This is a genomic window from Brevundimonas sp. KM4, assembly GCF_000964075.1.
GTDB classification, from domain to species: Bacteria; Pseudomonadota; Alphaproteobacteria; order Caulobacterales; family Caulobacteraceae; genus Brevundimonas; species Brevundimonas huaxiensis.
Genome location: NZ_JZRG01000016.1, coordinates 1 through 25,713, shown reverse-complemented (window position 1 = coordinate 25,713; position 25,713 = coordinate 1). Strand labels below are relative to the sequence as shown.

Genomic DNA, 25,713 nt, shown 5'->3' with positions numbered 1-25,713 from the left:
GACGGCAAGGGCGAAACCAACCTGGCCAAGCCGACCGCCGACGGTGTGCGCGAACCGCTCAACCGCCGCGCGACCATCGACATCAACTTCTAAGACTTTCGGGGTTGGCCCGGTTCGCCGGGTCGATCTCCATCTTCGAAGTCGTCGAAAGACAGAACGCCGCTTCCTTAAGGAGGCGGCGTTTTTCTTTTCGCCATCTCGCCCTCTGCACGACGCGAGCATGCAGCAAAAAGGGCGACGCCTTGCGACGCCGCCCTTCAGAGGATCTATTCTAGCTCCGATCAGCCGGTGAACGGACGGATCAGGATTTCGACGCGGCGGTTCTGCGCCTTACCTTCGGCGGTGGCGTTCGAGGCCACCGGGTTCCGCGAGCTATTACCGGCGACGTAGAGGCGTTGGGCCAGAACGCCACGGCGCACCAGCTCGGAGGCGACGCTGCTGGCGCGGCGCTCCGACAGGGGCTGGTTGATCGCGTCGCCGCCTGAAGAGTCGGTGTGGCCGATCACGTCCACCGTCGACTGGTCATACTGCTGCAGAACGCGGGCGACATCGTCCAGCACGGGCAGGAAGCGCGGATCGATGGAGGACTGGTTCGTGGCGAAGGTCACGTCCGACGGCATCCGCAGCACAAGCAGGTCCCCCTGACGCGCCACGCCGACACCGGAACCGGACAGTTCGGCTTCCATCGCGCGTTGCTGACGATCCATATATTGACCGACCGCCGCACCACCCAGCGCGCCAATGCCGGCGCCGATCAGGGCGTTCTTGCGGCCCTGTTCGCCGTTCGAGGTGTTGGTCAGATAGCCGAGAACCGCGCCGCCCAACGCACCCGCGATGGCGCCGGTCCCGGTGTTGTTGCGAACCGGACCCGAACGATAGGGGTCGGTGGTGGTGCAGGCGGCAGCCCCCAGCAGGGCGGCGATCGAAACGCTGGCGACGATGAACTTGGCGCGCATGGAATGGTCCCTTTCTTTTGAGCGATCTGGCGCGGAAACGTGCGCTTACTGTGAAGGTTCCAATCTGTACGGGGCATGAATGCCTTCCACGTCCGCAAGCGCCATGGCCCTGACAAGGCCGCCGATTAAGCGTATGGGAACCGCCTCACATCCCAGATCGAGGACGACGCCGTGAGCGTGACCCAGACGGACCACACGACCGACCGCGCCATTCAGCCGGTTTCGATGACGCAGTACGACGCCGATTTTCAGGCGTTCAGCGACGCACTGGGCGCGTCCTTCGCGCGCTATGGCTTTGCTGTGGTCGCCGACCATGGTCTGGACGAGGCGCGCATCACCGCAGCCATCGACGACGCCAAAGCCTTCTTCGCCCTGCCGGAAGAGGTGAAGCGTCAGTATCACCAGCCCGGCACGGGCGGCGCACGCGGCCTGACCCCGTTCGGGGTCGAGGCGGCCAAGGACGCCAAGACGGTCGATCTTAAGGAGTTCTGGCACGTCGGTCGGGAACTGCCCGAAGGCCATCCTTATCGCCGCTATATGCGCGACAACCTCTGGCCGACCGAGGTCGAGGGCTTCCGCGAGCATCTCTATGGCATGTTCGAGGACCTGGACGCCCTGGGCGCCAAGATCCTGCGCGCCATCGCCCGCTATCTGAAGCTGGGCGACGACTTCTTCGCGGACAAGGTCGACATGGGCAACAGCGTCCTGCGCATGCTGCACTACCCGCCGGTTCCGGCCGATGCGCCTGGCGTGCGCGCCGGGGCGCATGAAGACATCAATGTCATCACCCTGCTGCTCGGCGCCGAAGAGGCCGGTCTTCAGTTGAAGGACAAGGATGGCAGCTGGCTCGACATCGCCCCGCCGCCCGGCGCCCTGGTCGTCAATATCGGCGACATGTTGCAGCGGCTGACCAACCACGTCCTGCCGTCGACGACCCACCGCGTGGTCAATCCGGCGCCTGAGCGTCGCGGCTTCGCCCGCTATTCGACGCCCTTCTTCCTGCACTTCAACCCGGACTTCCCGATCGAGACCCTGCCCAGCGCCATCACGCCGGACAATCCCGATCGCTATGCGGGCAAGACCATCCTGGCCGAGGATTATCTGACCGAACGCCTGCGCGAAATCCGCCTGCTCTAGGCCGTCAGCGGGAAATCCGTAGTCGGGTGATGTCGCGTCCGATGGCCTTGAACGACTCCTTGAGATCAGCTCCGCTGGCGGGGAGGAAGAAATTTGCAGGCGTCGTAGCGCAATCCTTCAGGAACTTGCCGGCCGTACTATTGGCGGAAACCTGGAATCCAACGGTGTAAAGAATGATGTCTTTGCCCTTTATAGCGGTGCAAAGAGCCTTGGCCTGGCCATAGGGCTCGCCATTGGTCGATGCACAGTCGGCGCGATCAGAGCCGCCGAATGAAGCGTCGCGACCCAGAACGCCGGAACAGTATGGTGCATTGAATTCGCCATCCGTCATCAAAATCACGGCTTTCAAAGTCTTCCTCTGATCGTAGGCGGCGGCCGGGAAGGCGCTCCAAAGCGAGTTGAATTCGGGAGAGACAGAGTACCATCCCCATGCCAGCCCGATTTGCGCAGCAGTATATCCGTCAGCCTGAAGGCCTTGATTGGTCGAGTTGACCGGACCAATCAGGTTGTTGATCTCGGCTTTGTCGTCAGTCAAAGGCAACAGCGGAGAAACCGTGCATTTGGTGTTTGAGCCGCTTTTATTCGGATAGTAACGGCCAACATATGCAATGGACGGACGGGCATCATCATCGCTGTGCAGACCTGTGCGTTCGCTCACACAGTCGCTAATCTCGTACACCCTCATGGCTGCAGAGGCGCTACGATAAATGCGCCACTGGCATCCATCGTTGCCGCACCAGACCTTGCCGCCTGACGAATAATTTCCAACGAGCGGACCGACGACGTTGATCGAGAACGTGTCCTTTGTGACGTTGGATATCAGCCAGTAAGAGCCCGCATTTGCAGCGTTGATCTGCGTCATACCGACTACGTCCGTTATGCGTACACCCGATTGCGCGCCAGTCGCCGGATCCGTCGTCGAAAGGCCGTGGTTAGGAGAGGTGATGATGATCGTACAATCCGAGAGTTTGCAGCCGGAAGCCGTTCCCGCAGACGTGTAGGTCCCGTTGCTTGACGTGTTTACGTTCGTCCAGAACGAGCCGTTCCAGGATTGCAATGAGAAGTTGTCCGCCGACGCGTTAGCGACGCGATAAACCTTGGTGTTGACTTGCGTCATGCCTCGCACGCCATCGATCCAGATGAAATCGCCGTCCTTAAAGCCGTGTTTCGAAGAGGTGACGTAGCCTGTCGAGGCCCTAGAAATTCCTGTGATCGGCCGTACGACCCCCGTTGACCAGCCTGCCGCTGTGATTGCTTTGGATTGGACGGCGGGACCACGAGCGTCGTTGGCCATGTCTCCGAGATTGACGCCTGTCGAATAAGGAATGACCGCCATTCGGGAATAATAGGGTGATTGCCGGTCTTGGACGACGATAGTGGCCAGTTGGCGGGCTGCGTCCTTCAAACTGGTCAAACGTGAACCGGCCATCGACCCGGTGATGTCTAGAACGAGCGCGACCTCGATGTCTTTCGATGACCGGTTCACCTCGGAATGGACACTGACGGGCAAGGTATCGTCCAGGATCTTGCCGTAGGGCGGCAGGAAGATATTGGCCACCAAGGTCTTCACATTGACCTTGAGGTCGGCAACGATGACCTGACGGTCCGTTAACTCGATCTTCAGGTCGTTGTCGGCGAACGGCTCCACCGAGGCGTTGCGCAGATTGGCTCTCAGGGCCACCAGGGCGACGGTCTTCAGGTCGTTCGGATCGGTATAGGACGACCGCGCCGCCGCTAGGGCGGCGGCGTCCAGCGCGTCCTGAACGCGGGCCTTGGCCGTCGTCACGCGGTTGATGTCGATGCCGCCCAGGGTCAGCATGATCAGCGCCGGCATCACCAAAGCGAAGATCATCACGACATTGCCGCCGCGGTCCGATGAGAGGCGCGACGTGAACATGCGCAGAGCCTGCACCGCCCTGCCGATCCGATTGGAAACCTTCACCATGCCCATCCCAAAGGACGCGGACCGCCCGATTAGCGCTCAGATTGCCATCGGGCGGTTAAGGGAATTGTGAAGGGGATGGTTAACGCCGCCGTGTGATCAGGCGGCGCTCCATCCGCACTGGTGACCGCGGTTCTGTTCCTGAAGCCAGACGTTCAGCGGGGCGAAATAGTCGGCGATGGCCGAGGCGTCGTTGCCGTCGTCGCCGGTAAAGGCCTTCATCGCCTCCTGCCACGGCCGCGACTGGCCCATCTGCAGCATAGCGTTAAAGCGGGCGCCGACCTCCTTGTTGCCATAGACCGAGCAGCGGTGCAGCGGCCCGGTCCAGCCGGCCTGTTTGCAGGCCGCGCGCTGGAACTGGAACTGATAGATGGCCGCCAGGAAGTAGCGCGTATAGGGCGTGTTGCCGGGCACATGGTATTTGGCGCCCGGATCGAAGGCGTTGGCCGGACGCGGACCCGGCGGAACCAGGCCCTGGTACTGCAGCATGTCGGCGGTCCAGGCGGTGTTGTAGGCGGCCGGCGCCGTCTCGCCCGAGAAGACGTCCCAGCGCCACCTGTCGACCATCAGGCCGAACGGCAGGAAGGCGATCTTGTCCAAGGCCATCTTGAGCAGGAAGGGAATGTCCTCCTCCGCGCCCGGCGTGGTCTTCAACAGGCCGATCTGGTTCAGATAGGTGGGGGTCAGGGCCGATAGGCCGACGAAGTCGCCGATGGCTTCGTGGAATCCGTCGTTGGCGCCGTTCCGGAACAGCATCGGCTGGTTCTTGTAGGCGCGCTGATAGTAGTTGTGACCCAGCTCGTGGTGGACGGTGTAGAAGTCATCGCCGTTGACGTTGGTGCACATCTTGATGCGGATGTCGTCGGCGTTGTCCAAGTCCCAGGCCGAGGCGTGACAGACGACTTCGCGGTCGCGCGGGCGGGTGATCTGACTGCGTTCCCAGAAGGTCTGAGGCAGCGGGTCGAGGCCCAGCGAGACGTAGAAGCCCTCGCCCGTCCCGACCATTTTCGTCGCGTCGTAGTCGGCGGCCTTCAGCAGTTCGGTGAGGTCGTAGCTGGAGGCGCCGCCGCTGGGCGGGGCGACGACGTCGTAGATGTTGCCCCACTGTTGCGACCACATATTGCCCAGCAGATCGGCGCGGATCGGGCCGTGATCGGGTTGCACCGCATCGCCGTATTTGGCGTTCAGCCGCGCGCGCACATAGCAGTGCAGGTTCTCGTAGAAGGGCTTCACCTGGGCCCACAGCCGGTCGGTCTCGGCGGCGAAATCGTCGGCGGGCATGTCGTAGCCTGACCGCCACAGGGCGCCGGTGTCGGCGAAGCCCAGTTCGCGCGAGCCCTCGTTGGCGATCTCGACCATGCGGGCGTAGTCGTCGCGCATGACCGGCGAGATGGTGCGCCAGCCTTCATAAAGCGCCTTGGTCTCGGCTGGATCGCGGCTGTCGGCCAGGATCAGCGAGGCTTCGTCCAGGGTGATCGGCCTGCCCTTGAAATCGAACTTACCGGTCGAATAGGTCGAGTCCAGCCGCGTGGTGATCTGGGCCAACTCCTCGGCCGCGCCGGGACGATTGGGGGCGGGAAGAACCAGGCTGAGCCGCAGCAGGTTCAGCTTGCGGCGCACGACCGGATCGACCTGAACGTCGTTGAACTTGGCCGCCTGATTGGCCAGCTGGACCTGAAGCTCGGTCGCTTCGGCGTTGGCCTTGGACTCCAGCCACATGGTGTCGAAGGTGATGTTGGTGGCGCGCGCCCACTGGATGCGGGCGACATATTCGCTGACCTCGGCCCATTTGGTTTCGGCGTCGGCGATGAAGGCGGTCGCGCCCTCGGCGGTGACCGGATAGTCGGCGCGCATGCCGCTGACGACCGGCGCGGGCGTCGTCGAGGCCGTCTGCTCGACGCCCGGCGCGCCGGCGGCGGGTTCGCTGGTGCTGGCGCAGCCGGCGGCGAAGGCGAGGGCGCAGACCGCGACGGCGGTCATCATCTGACGCTTCATGATGGATCTCCTGAACAGCGCGGGCAGGAGAGGTCAGGCCCGGTCGCCCGTCAAGCGTGACGGTTCAGCGGCCGACGACGCAGGTGTTCAGACCTTCGTTACGCACCGTGCCCATAGCCGCCTGAACGCGTGCGGCGCGCCGACGCACATAGGGGCCGGGCGCGGCGGCTTCGTAACGGCGCGGGGCCGGCAGGATGGCGGCCAGACGCGCCGCCTCACGCGGGCTCAGGTCGCGGGCGTCCTTGCCGAACCAGTGGCGCGACGCGGCCTGGGCGCCATAGACGCCGGGCGCCCATTCCACCACGTTCAGATAGACCTCCATGATCCGGCGCTTGGACCACACGGCCTCGATCAGGACGGTGTAGCCCGCCTCCAGACCTTTTCGGATCCAGTCGCGGCCGGGCCACAGGAAGACGTTCTTGGCCGTCTGCTGGCTGATGGTCGATCCGCCGCGCAGACGCCCGCCCTCGGCGTTGTGGTTCAGGGCCTTCTGGATCGCCTCCATGTCGAAGCCGTGGTGGCTGCAGAACCGGGCGTCCTCGGCGGCGATGGCGGCGTTCACCAGGTTGGGTGAGATCTGGTTCAGGCCGCGCCACTGATAGTCCATGCCGTCGCCCCTCGCGAGTTGACGCAACATCAAGATGGTGGGCGGCGGTGGGACGATGGCGACGATCAGCACGCCCGCGACCGGGATCATGGCGAGGATCAGAAGCGCGGTCAGCACCACGCGACGCCAGCTCTTGCGGCCCGTCGCCATCAGAGGATCAAGACTCCAGCGGCGCCGTCTTCATCGGCCCAAGCCACCTTGTCGAGGGCGGGGCTCAGCGACAGGGCGACAATGGCCGGCCCCTTCTCGGCCTTGACGAAGTTCAGACCCTGGGCGGCTGGATGGGCGACCCAGACGCGCCCATCGGTCAGGCCGGCGGCCAGCAAACCCTGGTCGGCGCGGGCCGAGACCAGATTGACCAGAGTCGTGTCGTCATAGCCGATCTCGGTCGCCTCGCGCCCCATCGGCCCGTTCGATCCGATGAAGGGCCATAGGACCGCGCCCTGCGCGCCTGAGGTCGCCATCAGCTGACCATTTGCCAGGAAGGCCATCGAGCGCACCTTGCCGGGATAGCCGCCCATGCGCAGATTCTTGGCGTCCTTGATGCGCCAGCCGTGCATCTGATTGTCCTGCATCGTCGTGACGACGAAGGCGCCGTCGGGCGAAAAGGCGACGCCGGTGTGCGATCCGGCCCAGGCCAGCTTCACGGGCTGCTGTTTCTCGATCCGCGCATACCACAGGGCCGCACCGCCATAGGTCGAGGTGGCGATGCGCCGGCCCTTGGGCTCGAAGGCGACGCCGGAGACGGTGCGCTCATGCTGGAAGTCGCGGCGGAAGCCCACCTCCTTGGGGTCGATCACCGACAGGGTGCGGCCGAAGGAGAAGGCGATCAGACCCGAGGCCGGCGAGGCGTCGATGGCGTCGATCCACTGGTTCTTGGCCGTGGCCAGAACGACCGGATCCTCGTCTCGACGGCTCCAGACGACCTTGCCGTCATCGCCGCCTGTGACGATCCCGTCGCCGGACGGGTGAACGCAGGCGCACAGCACGGCGCCGTCGTGCGCCTCCACCCGCGTCCGGTCCTCGAACCGGACCGAGCCGTCGCCGAGGGCGAAGACAGCGCCGGTGTTGTCGAACAGGGCGGCGGTGACCTGGGCGTCGAAATCGAAGTTCATAGGGCGCATGTAGCGATCCGACCTCGTCGCGTCACCTTCTGCCTGCCCGCTAGACCGGATCGGTCGGCTTGGGCGCCACTGGCGCAGGCTCCGCCTGCGCCTTTGCGGGTTCGTCGGGCAGGGGGATGAACTCCAGATCGTCGGCGTCCGGCAGCGTCATCCGGCCCGCCTTCCAATCGGCCTTGGCCTGATCGATGCGGGCCTGGCTGGAGGCGACGAAGTTCCACCAGATCAGCCGTTCACCCACCGGTTCGCCGCCCAGGACCATGACGGTCGATTGGGTCAGGGCCTTGACCGTCGGCTCGGCCGTCGGCTCCAGCACGATCATCTGGCCTTCACGGAAGGTGCGGTCGCCGACCTCGATGGAGCCCTTGGCCACATAGAGCGCACGCTCGCTCATGCCCCCGGCCCCCTTGCCTGACGGCGGGGCGGTGCGCACGCCGGGCTGAAGCTCCCAATGGATATAGAACAGCGGAGACGACACCGGCACGGCCGCCTTGGCGCCGTAGGCCTCGCCCGCGACCAGACGCGCGAACAGGCCGCCGTTCTCGTAGGCCGGCTGGGCGTCCTCGCCCAGGTGATGGAAGGCCGGGTCCATCTCTTCGGCCTCATCGGGCAGGGCGACCCAGGCCTGCATGCCGTGCATCGGCCCGCCCTTGCTCTTCTTCAGAGGATCGGTGCGCTCGGAATGGACGATGCCCTTGCCGGCCGTCATCCAGTTGACCTCGCCCGGCCGGATCGCCTGATCATAGCCGAGATTGTCGTGGTGCATGATCTCGCCCTCGAACAGATAGGTCAGGGTCGACAGGCCGATATGCGGGTGGGGGCGCACGTCGATGGCCGTGGCGCCCGGCGCGAACTCCGCCGGTCCCATTTGGTCCAGGAAGATGAAGGGCCCGACCATCCGCCGCGAATGGAAGGGCAGGACGCGCCCGACCTCGAACCCGCCCAGGTCCTTGCGGCGTGCGTCGATCACCAGTTCGATCATGTGTCGGCTCCCAGTGCGGCCCGCGCCGCCTGAGCGACGTTATCCGACGTGAGGCGTGATGATGCCAAGAGGCAGGGCGGTCACATTCTTCACGCCGCGCGTGACGATGTGGCTTTCGCAGTCCGAGACGATGCCCAGGGCCAGCAGCTTCTCGCGCAGGAACAGGTCGAAGGCGTGCATGTCGGAGGTGATGATGCGCAGCACATAGTCCTCGCGACCCGTGATGGTGGCGCACTGGACCACTTCCGGCCACTTGGCCACGGCGGCCTCGAAGATATTGAGATTGTCCGCCGACGGCAGCATCAGTTTGACGATGGCGTAGACCTCGAAGTCCAGGCCGAGCAGCTGCGCGTTCAGCAGGGTAACGCGCTTGGTGATCAGGCCGGAATCCTCCAGCCGCTTGATCCGCCGCCAGCAGGGCGAGGCCGACAGCCCGACGCGATCGGCGACCTCTGCGACCGACAGCCCGGCGTCTTGTTGCAGGATATCCAGAATGCGGGCGTCGATGGGGTCGAGTTCGTCGGCCAATGCGTTTCTCCGATTATGATTATCGCGAAATAAAATACCCGATATCGGGATTGCGCAAGGTCAAATTGAGCGAGCACCTGCTTAAGCGGCGTGTTATCACACGTCCAGAGGAAACACGGACGGACCCCAGAACGGATATGGACGCCCGCATGAACGATAAGATGAACAAAAAGAACAGCCAGCCCCTGTCGTTGCGCGTGCCGGAGCCGTCGGGCCGTCCCGGCGATACGCCGGACTTCAGCCATCTGCAGATGGACCCTGCCGGTGTCGTCGAACGGCCCGAGGTCGGATCGACCCCCTATCAGATGCGCGATCTCGCCTTCCGCCTGATTCGGGTGCTGGACGATGAGGGCGCCGCGGTCGGTCCGTGGAACCCGCGCCTGGATCCCGAGACGATGCGCCGGGGTCTGAAGGCCATGATCCTGACGCGCGCCTTCGACGACCGGATGCACCGCGCCCACCGCCAGGGCAAAACCAGCTTCTATATGAAGTGCACCGGCGAGGAGGCCATCGCGGTCGCCCAGGGCATGATCCTGAGCCGCGAGGACATGGGCTTTCCCACCTATCGCCAGCAAGGGCTTCTGATCGCGCGCGGTTATCCGCTGGTCGCGATGATGAACCAGATCTATTCGAACGCCGAGGATCCGATCAAAGGCCGCCAGTTGCCGATCATGTATTCGGCCAAGGACTATGGCTTCTTCACCATCAGCGGCAATCTGGGCACCCAGGTTCCGCAGGCCGTCGGCTGGGCCATGGCCAGCGCCTACAAGGGCGACGACAAGATCGCCATCAGCTGGATCGGCGACGGGGCTACGGCCGAAGGCGACTTCCACAACGCCCTGACCTTCGCCTCCGTCTATCGCGCCCCGGTCATCCTGAACGTCGTCAACAACCAGTGGGCCATCAGCTCCTTCCAGGGCATCGCCGGCGGGTTGGAGACGACCTTCGCCTCCAAGGCCATCGGCTATGGCCTGCCGGCCCTGCGGGTGGACGGCAACGACTTCCTGGCGGTCTGGGCGGCGACCCAGTGGGCCGAGGAACGGGCGCGGTCGAACCAGGGGGCGACGGTGATCGAACTGTTCACCTATCGCGGCGCCCCGCACTCGACCTCCGACGACCCCAGCCGCTATCGCCCCGGCGACGAGCATGAGAAATGGCCGCTGGGCGATCCGATCGAACGTCTGCGCCAGCATCTGACCGTCATCGGTGAATGGGACGACGAGCGTCACGCCGCCGCGCTGAAGGACGCCGTCGAACAGGTCCGCGCCGCCGGCAAGGAGTCCGAAACCATCGGCACCCTGGGACAGTCGCGCCCCAGCGTGAAGACGATGTTTGAAGAGGTCTATGCGACCGAAGACTGGCGCCTGATCGAACAGCGCCGCGAGGTGGGGGTCTGACCATGAGCGAGCAAACCACCTTCACCGATGCCGACCGCAACGACGGCGTCGAGCCCGATATGGTCGACCAGAACGCCGCCCCCGCTTCGGAAGCGACGGGCGCGGGCGTCGTTTCTATGAACATGATCCAGGCGCTGAACTCGGCCATCGACGTCAAGATGGCCGAAGACGCCGATGTCCTGTCGTTCGGCGAGGACGCCGGCTATTTCGGCGGCGTCTTCCGCGTTACAGACAAGCTGCAGCAGAAGCACGGCCTGACCCGCAGCTTCGACGCCCCGATCTCGGAATGCGGCATCGTCGCCGCCGCGATCGGCATGGGCGCCTATGGCCTGCGTCCGGTCGTCGAGATTCAGTTCGCCGACTACATCTACCCGGCCTACGACCAGATCGTCTCGGAAGCGGCCAAGATGCGCTACCGCTCGGGCGGTCAGTTCACCTCGCCGATCACGGTGCGCAGCCCTTACGGCGGCGGCATCTTCGGCGGCCAGACCCACAGCCAGTCGCCCGAAAGCCTGTTCACCCATATCGCGGGTCTGAAGGTCGTCATTCCTTCCAACCCCTACGACGCCAAGGGCCTGCTGACCGCCGCCATCGAGGATGACGATCCGGTCGTCTTCTTCGAGCCGAAACGCCTCTACAACGGCCCATTCGACGGCTGGCACGAGAAGCCGGTCTCGCCGTGGAAGGCCCAGGATCTGGCCCAGGTCCCGACCGGCAAATATGTCGAGCCGATCGGCAAGGCGCGCGTGATGCGCGAAGGAAACGACGTCACCATCCTGGCCTATGGCACCATGGTTTGGGTCGCCCTGGCCGGCGCGGAACACGCGGGCGTGGACGCCGAGGTCATCGACCTGCGCTCGCTCGTGCCGCTGGACATCGAAGCCATCGAGGCCTCGGTGAAGAAGACCGGCCGCTGCGTCATCGTGCATGAGGCGCCCAAGACCTCGGGCTTCGGCGGCGAACTATCGGCCCTGGTGCAGGAGCGCTGCTTCTATTCGCTGGAAGCGCCGATCGCGCGCGTCACCGGTTGGGACACGCCCTATCCGCACGCTTTCGAGTGGGAATATTTCCCCGGGCCGCAAAGGGTCGCAGACGCCTTGAAGAGCGTCATGACGGGAGGTCGCTGACATGGGTCGTTTCGTCTTCAAACTGCCCGACGTGGGCGAAGGCACCGCCGAGGCCGAACTGGTCGGCTGGCACGTCAAGGTCGGCGATACGGTCGCCGAGGACCAGATCGTCGCCGACGTCATGACCGACAAGGCCACGGTCGAGATCACCGCCCCGGTCAGCGGCAAGGTCGTCGCCCTGCACGGCGAACCCGGCGCCATGGTGCCGGTGCGCGGTCCTCTGGTGGAGTTCGAGGTCGAGGGGGCGGGCAATGCCGATGACGCCCCGACGCCTGCCGCCCCTGCCGTCGCCAAACCGGACCCCGCGCCCGTGGTCGCCGAAGCGCCGAAGATTGAGACGCCGGCAGCCCCCGCTGTCGAGGCGCCGACATCCGGCAACTATGTCTTCAAACTGCCTGACGTCGGTGAAGGCACGGCCGAGGCCGAGCTGGTCGGCTGGCACGTCAAGGTCGGGGATGCGGTCGAGGAAGACCAGATCATCGCCGATATCATGACCGACAAGGCCACGGTCGAAATCACCTCGCCGGTCGCCGGAATGGTCGTCGCCCTGTACGGCGAGACGGGCAAGTCGGTGCCGGTCGGCGGACCGCTGGTCGCGTTCGATGTCGAGGGTCGGGGCAATGTCTCGACGCCCGTCGCGGCGCCCAAACCGGCCCCCAAACCGACCGAGAATGCGACGGCGGCTTCCGCCGCGGTTTCGACGGCTCAAAGGGCGCCTTCAGCGACTGCGCCCTCCAAGCCCGTTCCCGCCCTGACCGGCCGTGCGCCGGGCGAACGCCCGTCGGCCTCGCCGGCCGTGCGCAATCGCGCGCGGGACCTGGGCATCGATCTGACCTTCGTGCCCGGGTCCGGCCCGGCGGGCCGGATCACGCACGAGGATCTGGACGGCTTCATCGCGCGTGGCGGTTCGCAACCCGCGTCGGCGCCGTCCGGCGGCGGCTCGACCTATGCGAAGGCGCAAGGGACGACCGAGGTCAAGATCATCGGCCTGCGCCGCAAGATTGCGGAGAAGATGGCCGAGAGCGTGCGCCGCATTCCCCACATCACCTATGTCGAGGAAATCGACATGACGGCGGTGGAGGAGCTGCGCGCCCATCTGAACGCGACGAAGTCCAAGGATCAGCCCAAGCTGAACGTCCTGCCCTTCATCGCCCGCGCCATCGTCGTCGCCCTGCGCGACCAGCCCCAGATCAACGCCACCTATGATGACGACGCCGGCGTCCTGACCCAGCACGCCCCGGTCCATCTGGGCATCGCCGCCCAGACGCCGAACGGCTTGATGGTGCCGGTGGTGCGACACGCCGAGGCGCGCGACCCCTACGATACGGCGCTGGAAATCGCCCGCGTCTCAGGCGCGGCCAAGGACGGTTCGGCCAAACGCGAAGAGCTGTCGGGTTCGACCATCACCATCACCTCGCTGGGCACGCTGGGCGGGGTGGTCCACACGCCGATCATCAACCACCCCGAGGTCGCCATCGTTGGTCCGAACAAGATCGCCGAACGGGTCGTGGTCAAGGACGGCCAGATGGTCGTGCGCAAGATGATGAACCTGTCGTCCAGCTTCGATCACCGCATTGTCGATGGGCATGATGCGGCGGTGTTCGTGCAGCGGATCAAGGGGCTTTTGGAAAACCCGGCGACGCTGTGGATGGGATGATGTGCCGGCTTCTTGTCGCCGCGCTGGGCACTGTCGCCCTTGCAAGTGCAAGTACTGTCATGGCCTGCACACTCAGACCCGTGCCGGTCTTTCTAGTGGATCAAGCAGCGACGGACATCGCGCTCGTTGAGGTCACGCAGGTGTCCACCGTCGCCATGACGGAACCACTGACCGGCTGGCGCGACAGGATTGAGTTTCGCACCGTCGAGGTCTTGCGGGGATCTCCGCCGACGAGAATTACGCGCGTGTGGGGACGTCCCGACGCCACGCCCGCCTGCCCATTTCAGGAGCGAGCGCCTGTCGTAGGCGAGCGCTATGCGGCATGGTTCAAATCCGGGACTACCGACGGCATCCTTGACGTGAAGCGTCTGGTTGACGTGCAAAGGGAAGCCCCCTCATGGCCTACCGATCGTGCAGCAACCCTGTCTCCTCCGGTTCCAAAGTGAAGACTGAAACCAGGCGCCCAATGACCCAGACCCTGAAAACCAAAGTCCTAATCATCGGGGCAGGCACCGGCGGCTATGTCGCGGGCATCCGGTGCGGCCAGCTGGGGCTGGATACCGTGTTGGTGGACGGCGGCGATGGGCTGGGCGGCACCTGCCTGAACGTCGGCTGCATTCCGTCCAAGGCCATCATCCATGCGGCGGGCAAGTTCGAGACAGTGGCCAAGGCGGCGGGCGGCGGGACGCTGGGCATCACGGCGGCGGCGCCGGCCATCGACCTGTCGCAGACGGTCGAATGGAAGGACGGCATCGTCCGTAAGCTGAACGCAGGGGTCGCGGCCCTGCTGAAGAAGGCCAAGGTCAAGGTCATCAAGGGCTGGGCCGAGTTCGCCGACGCCAAGACCTGCGTGGTCAAGACCGACGAAGGCGATATCCGCATCACCGCCGAACACGTCATCCTGGCGACAGGGTCAGAGCCGGTCGAACTGCCCTTCCTGCCGTTCGGCGGCGACGTCATCTCCTCGACCGAGGCGCTGAGCCTGTCGGAGGTTCCCAACCAGTTGGTCGTCGTGGGCGGCGGCTATATCGGGCTGGAACTGGGTATCGCCTATCGCAAGCTGGGCGCCGAAGTAGCCATCGTCGAAATGGCCGACCGTATCCTGCCGCTCTACGACAAGGCTCTGACCGATCCGGTCGCCAAATGGCTGGAGAAGCATGGCGTCGAGCTGCATCTGGGGGCGCGCGCCGGGGGCTTCGGCGACGGAAAGCTGTCGATCACGACGAAGGACGGCGAGCCGCTGCAACTGGACGCCGACAAGGTGCTGGTCACGGTCGGTCGGCGTCCGCGTACGCAAGGCTGGGGTCTGGAAAACATGGGCGTGGCCATGGCCGGTCCGTTCGTGAAGATCGATCAGCGCTGCGCCACCTCGATGAAGAACGTCTGGGCGGTCGGCGACCTGACCGGCGAACCCATGCTGGCCCACAAGGGTTCGGCCCAGGGCGAAGTGGTCGCCGAAATCATCGCCGGCCATGACCGGGTGTTCGATCCCGTCACCATCGCCGCCGTTTGTTTCACCGAGCCGGAAATCGTCTCGGCCGGTCTGGGCCCGAACGAGGTCGCGGGCCGCGACGATGTGATCCAGTCGGTCTTCCCCTTCGCCGCGATCGGCCGGGCGCTGGCCATCGAGGCGGGTGAGGACGGCGGCTTCGTACGGGTGATCGCGAACAAGGGCGATCATCGCATCCTGGGCATTCAGGCGGTGGGCCAGCACGTGTCGGAACTGTCCAACAGTTTCGCCCAGATGCTGGAGATGGGCGCGGTGCTGGAAGACGTCGCCGGGACGATCCACGTCCACCCGACGCTGGGCGAGGCCTTCCACGAGGCCAGCCTGCGCGCCCTGGGGCACGCCATCCACATCTGATCAGATCCGGTCCAGCCGCTTCGCGTGGTTCGCCACCATGCGGAGCGCCAGGCCGTCGGGCAGGAAGCGGGCCAGTCCGGCCATGACGTTGTTCATGACGCCGGGTGTGAGGCTGGCAAGGTTGGCCTCGCAGGCGTCATAGCCGATGCGCGCCACGCGCGCGGCGTCCATCCACATCCAGGCCGGATATGCGCTGGAGACCTGCTCTCGCGAACCGTTGACGTCGTGGAACTCGGTCAGGGTGTAGCCGGGGTTCAGCACCGTGACGTGGACGCCGGTTCCCTGTGTCTCCAGATACAAGCCCTGCGATGCCTTGATCAGAAAACTTTTGATCGGCCCATACAGGGTGTCGCCGCCCGTCGCGGGCATCTGGCCGGCCAGCGAGGCGACGTTCAGCACCCGGCCGAAGCCGCGTTGGATCATGCCAGGCAGCAACAGGCGCGACAGCTCGACCGGCGCGGTCAGCATGACCTGGATCATGGCGCGGTGGGCGCTCAGGTCGGTGTCCAGAAAGCCGGTGACACGACTGAAACCCGCATTGTTGACCAGGCCATCGACGGTCAGGCCGCGGGCCGCGATGGTTGCGACCAGCCGCTCGGGCGCTGTGGGATCGGACAGGTCTTCGGGGATCACGGTCGCGGTCACGCCGTGGGCGGCGGTCAGTTCATCGGCCAAGGCCTGCAGCGGGGCTTGGCGACGCGCCGTCAGGATCACATTCCAGCCCTCGGCGGCATAGGTCCGGGCCAGGGCCGCGCCGATGCCGGCCGAGGCGCCGGTGATCAGAACAGTCCGATTCACGGCGCGATCAGGCCGCGACGGGGCAGGACTTGTGCGGCGCATAGGCCGCCAGCGCGATCGGGTTATCGGCCAGAAGATCGGCGATGGTGATCTTGGACAAAGCTTCGGTCGCGGCCTCGTCCGCAGCAGTCAGGGCCTTGGCGACCTGGCGCGGGATATGTTCGCTGATCGGGCAACCCTTGGCGCCGGCGGGGGGCGAGCCGATGTGGGCGCAGCCGTTCACCGCCTTCAGCACCTGATCCAGCCGAATGTCCTCGGGCTGCCGCAACAGCCAGGAGCCGCCAGTCGCGCCCGGACGGGTGGCGATCAGCCCGGCCTTGGCCAGAAGGGCGGTCACGCGGCGCACCACGACGGGATTGGTCGGGATCGAGGACGCCAGCACGCCGCTGGGCATCGCCTGCGCAGGCCCAAAGGCGCCCTTGTGGGCCATATAGGCCAGGGCGTGGGCGGCGACGGGGAAGCGTTGGCTGTCTGACATGGTTCTGTTCCTGATGCGAAAATAGGCGTTCAGGGGCCGAATCACAAATCGCGCCGCAGAACGCCGAAACCGAATCCGTTGCGGCGCGATTGAAGACCGCGTGGAATGGGCCTAAAGGCTCGCCGCTTTGAAGGGACCGACGCCGCGTCGGAGACCCGGAGGATACGCATGGCCGGGGACACTCCCCACGACGCGAGCGCTCCCTCGCCCGCGTCGAACACGCCGGACAAGCCCACCCACGCCACGGGTCCGGACTCCCACATCCCGGGCGGCCAGGCCGCCAAGCACGGCGGCTTCTGGGCCCTGACCATCGGCGCAATCGGCGTGGTGTTCGGCGACATCGGCACCAGCCCGCTCTACGCCTTACGCGAGGCGATCGACCATGCGCGCTCTGGCGTCGGCGGCGATCTGGCCGTGATCGGCGTCGTCTCGCTGGCCTTCTGGGCGCTGATGGTGGTGGTGACGTTCAAATACGTCTTCTTCCTGATGCGCGCCGACAACAAGGGCGAGGGCGGCACCCTGTCGCTGATGGCGCTGGCGCAGTTCGCGGTCGGTCGGCGCAGCGCCTGGATCTTCATCCTGGGCGTCTGCGGCGCGGCCCTGTTCTATGGCGACGGCATCATCACGCCCGCCATCTCGGTCCTGTCCGCGGTCGAAGGCCTGCAGGACGCGCCGGGTCTGGCCGGGCGGCTGGATTCCTTCATCGTGCCGATCTCGGCCGGCATCCTGATCGCCCTGTTTTTGGTCCAGTCGCGCGGCACGGCCAGCCTGGCCAAGTATTTCGGCCCCATCACCGCCGTCTGGTTCCTGAGCCTGGGGGCGCTGGGCCTCTATCATATCTTCGACGACGTCAGCGTGCTGCGGGCCCTGTCGCCCCACTATGGCGTCATGCTTCTGCTCAATGACGGCTTTCTCGGCTTCGTGATCCTGGGCAGCGTCTTCCTGGCCGTCACGGGGGCTGAGGCCCTGTATGCCGACATGGGCCATTTCGGAAAGGCGCCGATCCGCATGGGCTGGCTGGCCTTCGTCCTGCCGTGCCTGACGCTGAACTATTTGGGTCAGGGCGCCCTGATCCTGGACAATCCGGCCGCGTCCGAGAACCCGTTCTGGAACATGGTGCCGCAGTTCGCCTATTGGCCGATGCTGATCCTGGCGACCGCCGCGACCGTCATCGCCTCCCAGGCCGTGATCACGGGCGCCTTCTCGGTGACGCAGCAGGCGGTGCAGCTGGGCCTTCTGCCGCGTATCGACATCAAGAACACCTCAGAGACCCAGGCCGGCCAGATCTTCGTGCCGGCGGTCAACACCTTCCTGATGGTCGGAGTTCTGGTGCTGCTGGTCGTGTTCCAGAGCTCGCATAACCTCACGGCCGCCTATGGCGTCGCGGTGACCGGCACCATGCTGGTCAATACGCTGATGGCCTATTCGGTCATCCGCAAGGGCTGGAAGTGGCCGATGTGGGCGGTGGTCGGAACCTTGCTTCCGTTCGCCTTCATCGACAGCGTCTTCCTGACGTCCAACCTGCTGAAAATCCCGGACGGGGCGTGGATGCCGCTGGTGCTGGGCGCCCTGCTGGTCGTGGTGATGTGGACCTGGGTGCGGGGGACGCAGATCCTGACGGCCAAGACGCGCAAGGACAGCCTGCCGCTGAACGATCTGATCGAGATGCTTCAGGCCCGTCCGCCGCACCGTGCGCCGGGTATGGCCATCTTCCTGACCTCGGATCCCGACGTCGCGCCGGTCGCTCTGATGCACAATCTGAAGCACAACAAGGTGCTGCACGAGAAGAACGTCATCCTGACCGTGCGCACCTCCGAGCGCCCGCGCGTCAAGGAGGCCGACCGAGTGCGGATGGAGCCGATCAACGACGACTTCAAGAAGGTTACGGTCACCTACGGCTTCATGGAGACGCCGAACGTGCCGCGCGCCCTGGGCCTGTGCCGCAAGCAGGGGCTGAAGTTCGACATCATGTCGACCAGCTTCTTCCTGGGCCGACGCTCGCTGATCCCGTCGGCGCGTCAGGGCATGCCGCTGTGGCAGGACAAGCTGTTCATCTTCCTGATGCGCAACGCCGCCAATCCGACCGACTTCTTCCACATCCCGCCCGGCCGCGTGGTCGAATTGGGCGCGCAGGTGGCGGTATGAGCGCCGAGGGACGGGGTGGGCAGAGCTCGCAGGCGCGTGGGCGTCGCATGGCCACCAAGGGCCGCCCGCGCCCGGCCCCGGCCGAGGCCGCGCAAGGTCCGTCGCAGGACGACATCGGCGTCGAGGCTCGCGTCGTCGCCGGCATCCTGCTGAACGCCGCGCTGGAGAAGCGCAACGGACTGGACGAAGCCCTGTCTCAGCCCGCCGCCCGCACGCTGGAGCCGGTGGATCGCGCCTTTGCCCGCGCCGTCGCCATGGCGGCCCTGCGTCGTTTGGGCGAGATCGACCAGATTCTGGATCGCCGCCTGAAGAAGTCGCCGCCCGAGGCTGTGCGCACCCTGATGCGCATCGCCCTGGCCCAGACCCTGGTGCTGGAAACGCCTGCCTTCGCCGCCGTCTCGACGGCGGTTAAACTGGCCGAGCGCGATCCCAAGACCCGACCCTACAAGAACCTGGTCAATGCGGTGCTGCGGGGGGTTGGGCGTGAGGGCCCCGGCCTAACGACGGCCGAGAGCAATCTGCCGGACTGGATCGCGGCGCGCTGGAAGGCGACCTATGGCGAAGCCGCCCTGGCGGGACTGGCCTTGGCCGCGCGCGAAGAACCCGCGACCGATCTGAGCCTGAAGCCTGGCGTCGATCCCGCCGCGGTGGCTACCGCTGTCGAGGGCGAAGCCTTGCCCGGCGGCACGGTCCGCACCGGCCGTCGCGGCGATGTGGCCGGATGGCCCGGTTTCGAGAACGGCGACTGGTGGGTCCAGGACGCGGCCGCCGCTGTGCCCGGCCGGCTGCTGGATGTGAAGCCCGGCGAGACGGCGCTCGACATGTGCGCCGCGCCCGGAGGCAAGACGCTGCAACTGGCGGCCGTCGGCGCGTCGGTCGTCGCGCTCGATCGTTCGGCCCCGCGTCTGAAACGCCTGACGCAGAACCTTGAGCGGACCGGCCTGACCGCTGAGGTCGTCGCCATCCCGGCCGAGGACTGGGAGGACGCCCGCACCTTCGACGCCGTGCTGCTGGATGCGCCCTGCACCGCGACGGGCACCTTCCGCCGCAATCCGGAGGTCCTGCGCGCCACCAAACCGGCAGAGGTCGCCAAACTGGCCGACGTGCAGCACCGACTGCTCGACGCCGCCGCAGAGCGCGTGAAGCCGGGCGGCCGTCTGGTCTATTGCACCTGCTCGCTGGAGCGTGAGGAGGGCGAAACCCAGGTCATCGCCTTCCTGCGTCGCAATCCCGCCTTCCGCACCGTCGCCGCCGATCCGACCGCCGTCGGCGCCCCGCCCGACGCGCTGACGCCCGAAGGCTGGCTGCGCATCCTGCCTTCCATGTGGGCCGAACACGGCGGACTGGACGGCTTCTTCGCGGCCAAGCTGGAGCGGGTGTCCTGAGCGGGAGCGCCTTGCTCCTGCCCGCAACCCGCCTTATCCGGAAGGCCATGGCCGTTACCCCTCTGATCTGCCCGTCGATCCTCGCCAGCGATTTCGCGCGGCTGGGTGAAGAAGTCCGCGCGCTGGAGGCGGCGGGCGCCGATTGGATACACGTCGATGTGATGGACGGGCATTTCGTGCCGAACATCACGCTCGGCCCCGACATCGTGAAGGCGATCCGGCCGCACACGACCCTGCCCTTCGACGTGCATCTGATGGTCGCGCCGGTGGATCCTTGGCTGGAGGCGTTCCGCGAGGCGGGCGCCGACGTCTTGACCGTTCACCCTGAAAGCGGGCCGCACCTGCACCGGACCCTGGGTCGCATTCGCCAGCTGGGCGCCAAGGCCGGCGTCGTGTTCAATCCAGCGACGCCGCTGTCAATCCTGGAAGAGGTGGTCGATCTGGTCGATTTGGTGCTGATCATGTCGGTCAATCCGGGCTTTGGCGGTCAGAAGTTCATCGACAGTTCGCTGAAGAAGATCGCGGGCGCGCGAGCCATTCTCGACCGCGCCGGTTCGTCTGCTCACCTTCAGGTGGACGGCGGCGTGACCTCCGCCAACGCCGCAGCCTGCGTCGCCGCCGGCGCCGATGCGCTGGTCGCCGGCTCATTCGTGTTCAAGGGCGATTATGCGACCAATATCGCCGCCCTGAAGGCCGCGCCGGCTGCTCAGAGCTTCGCGTGAGCCCGCTCGGCCCCTTCGCCCCGCGGGGCCAGGAAACGACGCTGGACGTCGCCTCGGGTCAGATCCCCGGCCTGCCTGGCGCGCCGGTGCGCACGCCGGTGCGGTCGGGCGACACGATCGCCGGACCCGGCCTGTGGCCCGCCATCGCCGGACGGCTGGCGACGCGGCAGCTGTGGATCGAGCTTTACGGCCTGCCCGGCTACGGCCTGACGCTGGGGTCGCCGTTGGGCGGGGGCAAGGTGACCGCGTTCGCCGCCACGCCGCGCGATTTCCGCCCGCACGATCCCGCGCCGGGGCGCAATGTCCTGGCCGGGCGTTTCATGCTGGCCGGCGCCGCGATGGAGGTCGAACCGCCGTCCGATCCGTGGAACAGGCCCAGCCCGTCGCGGCCATTCGCGGTCGAGCTGCACGCCTTCGCCTGGCTGCCGGGGCTGATGGCTCAAGGCGACCGGGGCGCGCGTGAGGCGCTGCGTCTGACCCTGGCCTGGGCCGATGCCTTTGCACGATGGTCGCCCTTCGCCTGGGGACCGGAAATCCTGGCGCGGCGGGTCGTCAATCTGGCGTGCGGCGCACGGCGGATGGGCGCCGTCGCGACCGAGGCCGAGCGGCTGAAACTGGCCGACAGTCTGGCGCGCCAGACCCGACAGTTGCTCCGTCCGCCTGGTGGTCTGGCCAGCCGGGCCGAGCGGTTGACGGCGGCGGCCATCGGCGGCTGCGTGCTGGCGGGGGCGCCAGGGCAGGCCTTGCGTCGCCGCGCGCTGTCGCGGCTGGACGGCGCCCTGAAGACCACGGTTCAGGCCGACGGCGGCCACGCCTCGCGCAGTCCCGAGGCGGGACTCGAGCTGCTGCTCGACCTGCTGACGCTGGACGATGCCCTGTCGCAACTGTCCGAACCGACGCCTGAGAGCGTCTCGGCCGCCATCGCCCGGCTGGCGCAGGGCCTGCGCCTGCTGACCTTGCCCGACGGTCGTCTGGCCAGCTTCCAGGGCGGCGGCCCCTCCACGTTCGAACGCGTCGCGGCCGCCCGCGCCCACGATGACGAAGCGATGGCCAGAAGCGAAGATGCGCCTCCAGCGACCGGTGCGGTCGCCGGCCTGACGCGCATCGCCAGCCCCCTGCTGACCATCATCGCCGACACAGCCCCGCCGGCGCGCGACGCCTGGGGGGCGGCCGCCTGCGCCCAGCCGCTGGCGCTGGAGATCGCCTGCGGCAAGGATCGTCTGGTGACCGGCTCGGGCTGGACGCCGGCCTCCACCGACCGCCAGGCCCTGCGGCTGACGCCGGCCCATTCGACCCTGACCCTGGGCGAGCGATCGCTAAACGAACCGCTGGGCGGCTGGAAGGGCGAGCTGTTGGGCCCGCGCCTGGTCGGACCGCCGATCCATGTGACCACCGACCTGCGCGACGGCGACGGCGCTGTCTGGCTGGAGATGGAACACGACGGCTGGAATGAGTTGTTCGGCCTGAACCATCAACGCCGGCTCTATCTGGACCAGCGGCTGGACGAGCTGCGGGCCGAAGAGAAGCTCTTCCCCACGCCCGGCCGCAAGGAGATGGTGCGACAGATCGCGGCCCCCTACGCCATCCGCTTCCATCTGGAGCCGGGGGTTCAAGCCTCGCTGGCGCGCGACCGGCGGTCGATCCTGCTGCGCGGCGCCTCGGGCCGGGGCTGGTGGTTCAGGACTGACGGGCCGGACGTGGCCATCGAGCCCAGCGTCCATATCGACGCCGGCCTGACCCGTCGTTCGCTTCAGATTGTGGTGCGCGGCTCGGCTCGCACCGACAGCGAGACCAAGATCCGCTGGAAGCTGAGCCCGGCCGGCGCAAGCGGCGAACCGACCTGATGCAAGAGCCTGATTCACGGCGTCGATAAAATCGCGCTGCGATTTGACCTCTGCCGATCAGGCTCTGAAACCGTCCGTGGGGTGACGGCGAAGCGGTTTGGGTCTAGACGGCGCGCCATCCTCCCCTGCCATCACGGACGCCGCCCATGCCCGCCGCTCCCGACTTTCCGCCTGCCCCCGATCGGATCAAGCCGCAACGCGCCCTGATCTCTTTGTCCGACAAGGCCGGGCTGGAGGACGCGGCCCGCACCCTGCACGATCTGGGCGTCGAACTGGTCTCGACTGGCGGCACGCGCGCGGCGATCGAGAAGCTGGGTCTTCCGGTCAAGGACGTGGCTGATCTGACCGGCTTCCCCGAGATGATGGACGGCCGGGTCAAGACCCTGCACCCCATCGTTCACGGCGGCCTGTTGGGTGTGCGTGACGCGGCCGACCATGCCCAGGCCATGACCGACCACGGCATCGGCGCCATCGATATCGTCTGGATCGACCTTTATCCGTTCGAAAGCACCGTCGCGGCCGGCGGCGCCTTCGAGGCGGCGGTCGAGAACATCGACATCGGCGGCCCGGCCATGATCCGCTCGGGTTCCAAGAACCACGGCTACGTCGCCGTCGCCGTCGACGGCGAGAGCATCGGCCTGATCCTTGAGGCGCTGAAGACCGACGGCTCGACCGACCTGGCCCTGCGCAAACGTCTGGCCGCCCGCGCCTTCGCCCGCACCGCCGCCTATGACGCCGCCGTCTCCGGCTGGTTCGCCGGCCAGATCGAGGATGCCGCCCCGGCCCGCAAGTCCGTCGCCGGATCCCTGGCCCAGACCCTGCGCTATGGCGAAAACCCGCATCAGACCGGCGCCTTCTACCGCACCGGCGAGCGCCGTCCGGGCGTGGCCTATGCCGACCAGGTTCAGGGCAAGGAACTGGGCTACAACAATATCGCGGACGCCGACGCCGCCTATGAGCTGGTCGCCGAGTTCGAACAGCCGGCCGTGGTCATCGTCAAACACGCCAATCCGTGCGGCGTGGCGATCGGCAAGGACTTGTCCGAAGCCTATGCCCGCGCGCTGGAATGCGACGCCGTTTCGGCCTTCGGCGGCGTGATCGCCGTCAACCGTCCGCTGAACGGCGACGACGCCCGCGCCATCACCAGCATCTTCACCGAGGTGGTCATCGCCCCCGGCGCCGACGACGAGGCCAAGGCCGTCTTCGCCGCCAAGAAGAACCTGCGCCTGCTGATCACCGACGGCCTGCCCGATCCCCACGGTCCGGGCGAGGTGTTCCGCTCGGTCGCCGGCGGTTTCCTGGTCCAGTCGCGCGACCGGTCGCTGATCAAGCCGTCGGACCTGAAGATCGTCACCCAGCGCCAGCCGACGCCGACCGAAATCCAGGACATGCTGTTCGCCTTCACCGTGGCCAAGCACGTCAAGTCCAACGCCATCGTCTACGCCAAGGACGGCCAGACCGCCGGCATCGGCGCCGGCCAGATGAACCGCCGCGACAGCGCCCGCATCGCCGCCATCCGCGCCAAGGAGGCGGGTGAAGCCAAGGGGCTGACGCAGTCGCTGGCCGAGGGTTCGGCCTGTGCCTCTGAAGCCTTCTTCCCCTTCGCCGATGGGCTGTTGGAAGCGGTTGCGGCCGGCGCCACGGCGGTGATCCAGCCGGGCGGCTCGATGCGCGACGCCGAGGTAATCGCCGCCGCCGACGAAAAGGGCATCGCCATGGCCTTCACCGGCGTGCGGGTCTTCAGACACTGATGCTGGAAGAAGGGCGCTGACGCTCGCGACGCGGTCGCTCGCTGCTTGAGCGCCCGTCTTCCCGTTTTGTAGCGCGCCTTATCGTGACTGGACGACTGCCGTCGGCCGTGATGCTCTGACGTCTTTCCCGCGTTGGAGCGTCCTATGACCGTGCTGATCCGCCCCGAAGGCCAGACCGCCGACGACCTGAAACTGAGCCGTCGAACCCTGGGCGCGCTCGGAGGCTTGCTGTTTTCCGGCTATGCGGTCGCGGCCCTGGCCAAGGAAGCCAAGCCCATCACGACCGACGCCGAGGGCCTGTCCACCGAGACCGTGACCTATGCCGCACCGGACGGGTTCCAGCTTCCGGCCTATGTCGCCCGGCCGGCGGGCAACGGGCCTTTCCCGGTCGTGGTGGTGGTTTCCGAGATCTTCGGCGTCCACGACTATATCCGCGACATCTGCCGCCGTCTGGCCAAGCAGGGATACGCCGCCATTGCACCGGCCTTCTTCGTTCGGGTCGAGGATCCCGCGCCGCTGTCGGACATGCAGCGGATCATGCAGATCGTCGGGGCGGCCAACTATGAGCAGGTGATGGGCGATCTGTCGGCGACGCTGGAATGGGCCAGCCAGCAGTCGTGGTCCAAGGACGGCAAGGTCGGCATCACTGGCTACTGCTGGGGTGGCAAGGTGGTGTGGGAGGGGGCGGCCCGCTTTGCCGCCATCGGCGCGGGCGTGGCCTGGTACGGCCGCCTGGCGCCCGCCGCAGACGCCACGCCGGTTCAGATCTCATCAGGCCAACCCTGGCCGGTCGACATCGCCGACGATCTGAAGGCGCCCGTGCTCGGCCTGTACGGCGGCAAGGATCAGGGCATTCCATTGGCCAGCGTCGAACGGATGCGCGAGGCCCTGGCGCGCGCCGGCCAGACCGGCAGCCAGATCGTCGTCTATCCGGACGCCCAGCACGGCTTCCACGCCGACTACCGCGCCAGCTATTCGGAGGCGGACGCCAAGGACGGCTGGTCCAAGCTGCTGGCGACGTTCGATAAAGCGTTAAAGAATTAGGGCGTTACTGGCGCCAAGGCTGCGGGGAGCAGCCCGAGTATGGGAGGGTAGGGCGTGAACGGATTGCGGCTTCGCGGGGCGATCGTCCTGGGTATCGGCCTGCTGTTTCTGCCTCTCGCCGGGTGCGGGGGCGGTGGTGGAGGCGGTGGCGGCGGCGGCACGATCACGCCCCCCGTTCCTCCGCCCCCGCCACCCCCGCCGCCTCCCCCACCTCCCCCACCTCCGCCCCCACC

21 protein-coding genes are annotated in these 25,713 nt (G+C 66.6%); 12 read left to right on the top strand and 9 right to left on the bottom strand.

What is annotated here, in order from left to right; genetic code table 11:
* A partial coding sequence (locus tag VH88_RS16265; RefSeq protein WP_369796283.1) for a hypothetical protein occupies positions 1 to 93 on the top strand: 93 nt, incomplete at its 5' end.
* Positions 94 to 281: 188 nt separating this feature from the next.
* Here the strand turns inward: VH88_RS16265 and VH88_RS09805 are convergent.
* Entirely contained in the window at positions 282 to 956 is a 675-nt protein-coding gene (locus tag VH88_RS09805; protein WP_045811096.1) for an OmpA family protein, read from the bottom strand.
* A 225-nt stretch (positions 957 to 1,181) separates the two neighbouring features.
* On the opposite strand from VH88_RS09805, the gene VH88_RS09800 reads away from it, so the two are divergent.
* Positions 1,182 to 2,093: an isopenicillin N synthase family oxygenase gene (locus tag VH88_RS09800; RefSeq protein WP_045811100.1), complete on the top strand. Its 912-nt coding sequence runs from the start codon at positions 1,182 to 1,184 to the stop codon at positions 2,091 to 2,093.
* Positions 2,094 to 2,097: 4 nt separating this feature from the next.
* Here VH88_RS09800 and VH88_RS09795 read toward each other — a convergent pair whose 3' ends face one another.
* The 6 genes from VH88_RS09795 to VH88_RS09770 form a co-directional block, all read right to left on the bottom strand.
* The gene (locus VH88_RS09795) at positions 2,098 to 4,038 is read right to left on the bottom strand and encodes a ubiquitin-activating E1 FCCH domain-containing protein (RefSeq protein WP_197071052.1); all 1,941 of its coding nucleotides are present in this window, start codon (positions 4,036 to 4,038) and stop codon (positions 2,098 to 2,100) included.
* A 96-nt stretch (positions 4,039 to 4,134) separates the two neighbouring features.
* Entirely contained in the window at positions 4,135 to 6,030 is a 1,896-nt protein-coding gene (locus tag VH88_RS09790; RefSeq protein WP_045811095.1) for a M2 family metallopeptidase, read from the bottom strand.
* Positions 6,031 to 6,094: 64 nt separating this feature from the next.
* The gene (mtgA, locus tag VH88_RS09785; protein WP_045811094.1) at positions 6,095 to 6,787 is read right to left on the bottom strand and encodes a monofunctional biosynthetic peptidoglycan transglycosylase; all 693 of its coding nucleotides are present in this window, start codon (positions 6,785 to 6,787) and stop codon (positions 6,095 to 6,097) included.
* Entirely contained in the window at positions 6,787 to 7,752 is a 966-nt protein-coding gene (locus VH88_RS09780; RefSeq protein WP_045811093.1) for a WD40 repeat domain-containing protein, read from the bottom strand. The genes mtgA and VH88_RS09780 overlap by 1 nt, the downstream gene beginning before the upstream one ends.
* Before the next feature lie 49 nt (positions 7,753 to 7,801).
* A complete protein-coding gene (locus VH88_RS09775; RefSeq protein ID WP_045811092.1) occupies positions 7,802 to 8,740 on the bottom strand; it encodes a pirin family protein in 939 nt (312 codons plus the stop codon).
* Positions 8,741 to 8,779: 39 nt separating this feature from the next.
* Positions 8,780 to 9,268, bottom strand: a complete 489-nt coding sequence (locus VH88_RS09770) for an Lrp/AsnC family transcriptional regulator (RefSeq protein ID WP_039243765.1) — start codon at positions 9,266 to 9,268, stop codon at positions 8,780 to 8,782.
* 149 nt (positions 9,269 to 9,417) lie between these two features.
* On the opposite strand from VH88_RS09770, the gene VH88_RS09765 reads away from it, so the two are divergent.
* From VH88_RS09765 to lpdA, 4 genes are all read left to right on the top strand, one after another.
* Positions 9,418 to 10,665: a thiamine pyrophosphate-dependent enzyme gene (locus tag VH88_RS09765; RefSeq protein WP_231576639.1), complete on the top strand. Its 1,248-nt coding sequence runs from the start codon at positions 9,418 to 9,420 to the stop codon at positions 10,663 to 10,665.
* A 59-nt stretch (positions 10,666 to 10,724) separates the two neighbouring features.
* On the top strand, positions 10,725 to 11,792 hold the full coding sequence (locus VH88_RS09760; protein WP_082064445.1) for an alpha-ketoacid dehydrogenase subunit beta: 1,068 nt from the start codon (positions 10,725 to 10,727) through the stop codon (positions 11,790 to 11,792).
* A gap of 1 nt (position 11,793) precedes the next feature.
* Positions 11,794 to 13,449 carry a 2-oxo acid dehydrogenase subunit E2 gene (locus tag VH88_RS09755; protein ID WP_082064443.1) on the top strand — a complete coding sequence of 552 codons (1,656 nt, stop codon included), beginning with the start codon at positions 11,794 to 11,796 and terminating at the stop codon, positions 13,447 to 13,449.
* A 466-nt stretch (positions 13,450 to 13,915) separates the two neighbouring features.
* Positions 13,916 to 15,313 carry a dihydrolipoyl dehydrogenase gene (gene lpdA, locus VH88_RS09745; RefSeq protein WP_045811089.1) on the top strand — a complete coding sequence of 466 codons (1,398 nt, stop codon included), beginning with the start codon at positions 13,916 to 13,918 and terminating at the stop codon, positions 15,311 to 15,313.
* Here the strand turns inward: lpdA and VH88_RS09740 are convergent, their stop codons facing one another.
* Together VH88_RS09740 and VH88_RS09735 are read right to left on the bottom strand one after the other, a co-directional pair.
* Positions 15,314 to 16,111 carry an SDR family oxidoreductase gene (locus VH88_RS09740; protein WP_082064442.1) on the bottom strand — a complete coding sequence of 266 codons (798 nt, stop codon included), beginning with the start codon at positions 16,109 to 16,111 and terminating at the stop codon, positions 15,314 to 15,316.
* Positions 16,112 to 16,118: 7 nt separating this feature from the next.
* A complete protein-coding gene (locus tag VH88_RS09735) occupies positions 16,119 to 16,589 on the bottom strand; it encodes an Rrf2 family transcriptional regulator (RefSeq protein ID WP_045811087.1) in 471 nt (156 codons plus the stop codon).
* Between the two features lie 168 nt (positions 16,590 to 16,757).
* Here VH88_RS09735 and VH88_RS09730 point away from each other — a divergent pair, with 168 nt between their 5' ends.
* The 6 genes from VH88_RS09730 to VH88_RS09705 all read left to right on the top strand — a co-directional run bounded on the left by VH88_RS09730 (position 16,758) and on the right by VH88_RS09705 (position 25,480).
* A complete protein-coding gene (locus VH88_RS09730) occupies positions 16,758 to 18,734 on the top strand; it encodes a potassium transporter Kup (protein ID WP_045811086.1) in 1,977 nt (658 codons plus the stop codon).
* 47 nt (positions 18,735 to 18,781) lie between these two features.
* Complete coding sequence (locus VH88_RS09725; protein ID WP_045811085.1) at positions 18,782 to 20,119, top strand: RsmB/NOP family class I SAM-dependent RNA methyltransferase; 1,338 nt, start codon at positions 18,782 to 18,784, stop codon at positions 20,117 to 20,119.
* Between the two features lie 47 nt (positions 20,120 to 20,166).
* Positions 20,167 to 20,841 carry a ribulose-phosphate 3-epimerase gene (gene rpe, locus VH88_RS09720; protein WP_045811084.1) on the top strand — a complete coding sequence of 225 codons (675 nt, stop codon included), beginning with the start codon at positions 20,167 to 20,169 and terminating at the stop codon, positions 20,839 to 20,841.
* Entirely contained in the window at positions 20,838 to 22,685 is a 1,848-nt protein-coding gene (locus VH88_RS09715; RefSeq protein WP_045811083.1) for a heparinase II/III family protein, read from the top strand. Before rpe ends, VH88_RS09715 begins: the two co-directional genes overlap by 4 nt.
* Before the next feature lie 146 nt (positions 22,686 to 22,831).
* Positions 22,832 to 24,436: a bifunctional phosphoribosylaminoimidazolecarboxamide formyltransferase/IMP cyclohydrolase gene (gene purH / locus VH88_RS09710; protein ID WP_045811082.1), complete on the top strand. Its 1,605-nt coding sequence runs from the start codon at positions 22,832 to 22,834 to the stop codon at positions 24,434 to 24,436.
* A gap of 144 nt (positions 24,437 to 24,580) precedes the next feature.
* Positions 24,581 to 25,480, top strand: a complete 900-nt coding sequence (locus VH88_RS09705) for a dienelactone hydrolase family protein (protein ID WP_045811081.1) — start codon at positions 24,581 to 24,583, stop codon at positions 25,478 to 25,480.
* The last annotated feature ends 233 nt before the right edge of the window (positions 25,481 to 25,713 follow it).

Coding starts and splice junctions, on each gene's coding strand:
- VH88_RS09725 (WP_045811085.1), top strand. CDS start 18,782: ATGGCCACCAAGGGCCGCCCGCGCCCGGCCCCGGCCGAGGCCGCGCAA.
- VH88_RS09760 (WP_082064445.1), top strand. CDS start 10,725: ATGGTCGACCAGAACGCCGCCCCCGCTTCGGAAGCGACGGGCGCGGGC.
- purH (WP_045811082.1), top strand. CDS start 22,832: ATGCCCGCCGCTCCCGACTTTCCGCCTGCCCCCGATCGGATCAAGCCG.
- VH88_RS09800 (WP_045811100.1), top strand. CDS start 1,182: ATGACGCAGTACGACGCCGATTTTCAGGCGTTCAGCGACGCACTGGGC.
- VH88_RS09730 (WP_045811086.1), top strand. CDS start 16,758: ATGGCCGGGGACACTCCCCACGACGCGAGCGCTCCCTCGCCCGCGTCG.
- VH88_RS09735 (WP_045811087.1), bottom strand. CDS start 16,589: ATGTCAGACAGCCAACGCTTCCCCGTCGCCGCCCACGCCCTGGCCTAT.
- VH88_RS09765 (WP_231576639.1), top strand. CDS start 9,418: ATGAACGATAAGATGAACAAAAAGAACAGCCAGCCCCTGTCGTTGCGC.
- VH88_RS09790 (WP_045811095.1), bottom strand. CDS start 6,030: ATGAAGCGTCAGATGATGACCGCCGTCGCGGTCTGCGCCCTCGCCTTC.
- VH88_RS09705 (WP_045811081.1), top strand. CDS start 24,581: ATGACCGTGCTGATCCGCCCCGAAGGCCAGACCGCCGACGACCTGAAA.
- VH88_RS09755 (WP_082064443.1), top strand. CDS start 11,794: ATGGGTCGTTTCGTCTTCAAACTGCCCGACGTGGGCGAAGGCACCGCC.
- VH88_RS09780 (WP_045811093.1), bottom strand. CDS start 7,752: ATGAACTTCGATTTCGACGCCCAGGTCACCGCCGCCCTGTTCGACAAC.
- VH88_RS09805 (WP_045811096.1), bottom strand. CDS start 956: ATGCGCGCCAAGTTCATCGTCGCCAGCGTTTCGATCGCCGCCCTGCTG.
- mtgA (WP_045811094.1), bottom strand. CDS start 6,787: ATGGCGACGGGCCGCAAGAGCTGGCGTCGCGTGGTGCTGACCGCGCTT.
- VH88_RS09775 (WP_045811092.1), bottom strand. CDS start 8,740: ATGATCGAACTGGTGATCGACGCACGCCGCAAGGACCTGGGCGGGTTC.
- rpe (WP_045811084.1), top strand. CDS start 20,167: ATGGCCGTTACCCCTCTGATCTGCCCGTCGATCCTCGCCAGCGATTTC.
- VH88_RS09795 (WP_197071052.1), bottom strand. CDS start 4,038: ATGGTGAAGGTTTCCAATCGGATCGGCAGGGCGGTGCAGGCTCTGCGC.
- lpdA (WP_045811089.1), top strand. CDS start 13,916: ATGACCCAGACCCTGAAAACCAAAGTCCTAATCATCGGGGCAGGCACC.